The sequence below is a fragment of the Anaerotaenia torta genome (assembly GCF_050433395.1).
Lineage (GTDB): Bacteria > Bacillota > Clostridia > Lachnospirales > Lachnospiraceae > Mobilitalea > Mobilitalea torta.
The window spans coordinates 1-1,698 of record NZ_JBNPXH010000028.1 but is presented as its reverse complement, the minus strand read 5'-3'; the positions used below and the strand labels follow the sequence as shown (position 1 = coordinate 1,698).

Below are 1,698 nucleotides of genomic sequence, written 5' to 3'. Positions count from 1 at the left end.
GCTGACTTGAAAAAGTAAATTCCAGCGCAGGACTAAATTCCACCGCCCTTTAAAAAACGTTGAAAACTTCATATTTTCCGGGGTATAAATGGCTGATTTCTGTTATAATGTAAACAACCACCCACAGAAAATCTTATTCATGGCATAGCAAACAGACCAGTGGAAATTCCGTGTGCGAGACTGAATTCCACTAATCACGTTGAAAAAATGTGAAAAGTTTATTTCCAGTCTGACAGCAGATTTATGTGGAATGGTTAACGGTTATATTTAATCAGCTTAGGTGTCAGATTCACCTCATCAGGGGAAATCGGCCTAAGCTGAAGTGCTTTCAGGGCGTTTTCACCAAGTGTTTCTATAGCCACTTCGTAAGGTGTTCTTCCACCGAGACTTTCCCTTGGAGTGGAATTGATGTGATCGACAATCAGATTTACATCCCACTGGGTAAGGAATTCAAAATTTGTTCCCTTGGGAAGTATCATACGCAGCATGGTATGTACATTTTCAACCCCGCCTTTTTGACCGCTTCTCATAGGATCACAGTAATAGATACTTGTGCGCTCGATCGTATTAATCCCAGTCTCGAGTGATTTCGGATCGCCGAATTCGGAACCCCTGTCTGTAAGGAGGATATGGAACAGAGAAAGAAACCCGTGGGTGTCAAGTTTCTTTTCTAAACGGTCGAAAACCATGCGGACAGCACCTTTTGTGCACCGGTTCATGAGAAATGCAAGGAACAGTTTCTCACGCTTAAGAAAGAATGTCAGAAGAGTCTTTCTGGATTCCCTGGAAGAATGCACTGTATCCATCTCTGTCCAGAACTCCGGATTAAGAGTTTGGAAATCAGCATAGGTCCTGCCAACGAACACAGTACGATCAATGATCTGCTTTTTGTGGCATCGGCGGAGCTTAAACTTAGGCTTACGTTTCAAATCGATATTCCTTGCGGTGAAAAGTCCGTTATCCAGATAGGTGTAAAGGGTACGGACAGATATCTCCAGCTCAGGATGATTCGTAACGATATGATAGGGTGACTGTCCCTGGGCAATCAGGGGAGAAACAATCCTGTCCTTTCTGTGCAGCTCCTGCCTGGTCATGTTGATACCAGATCTGGAACTGCTTAGTAACTCATGATATTTCCTGTCTGCGAAACGTGCATCATAACGGTACTTGTGGGCAATCGTACAGTGATTAATCCGTTTGTCACAGCCATTGCAGACGTAAGGAGCTTTCTCCAGTCGGTTGCAGCGTTCTTTTACAAAGTCTTTGCAGGTCTGGTTACAGGTCGGGCAGGAGGTACATTTGATACCACAGACAATAATCTTGTTACAAGCATTCGTTTTCTTACAGTGATAACGAAGGGTGCAAAAGTTATGCGCATTAAAGAAGGTACCCTTGTGGTACCAGTCACTTAACCGGTGCAATCTAACTTCCTTAGAAATCGTTGTCGGATCTTTACACAGATAGCGGGCGATATCCTTAAAGCTTTGTCCTTCATTCAAAGACTTTTCAATAAACATACGGTCATTAAGTCCCAGATGTTTCTGGTTGCCTGGTATTAGATTACTCATAAAATCTCCTTCTACTGCCGTCAGAAGGTATGAAAATCATATCACTAACGTATGAAGGAGTAAATGCTACTTGTGCGAAAGTAAACTCCACAGGATAAAAGAGGAGTGGAATTAAACTTTTCAATTTTCA

1 protein-coding gene is annotated in these 1,698 nt (G+C 42.6%); it reads right to left on the bottom strand.

Translation table 11 applies throughout. The features are described from left to right. Window positions 1-254: 254 nt before the first annotated feature. On the bottom strand, window positions 255-1,568 hold the full coding sequence (locus tag HNQ56_RS23820; protein ID WP_429151023.1) for an IS30 family transposase: 1,314 nt from the start codon (window positions 1,566-1,568) through the stop codon (window positions 255-257). Between the last annotated feature and the right edge of the window lie 130 nt (window positions 1,569-1,698).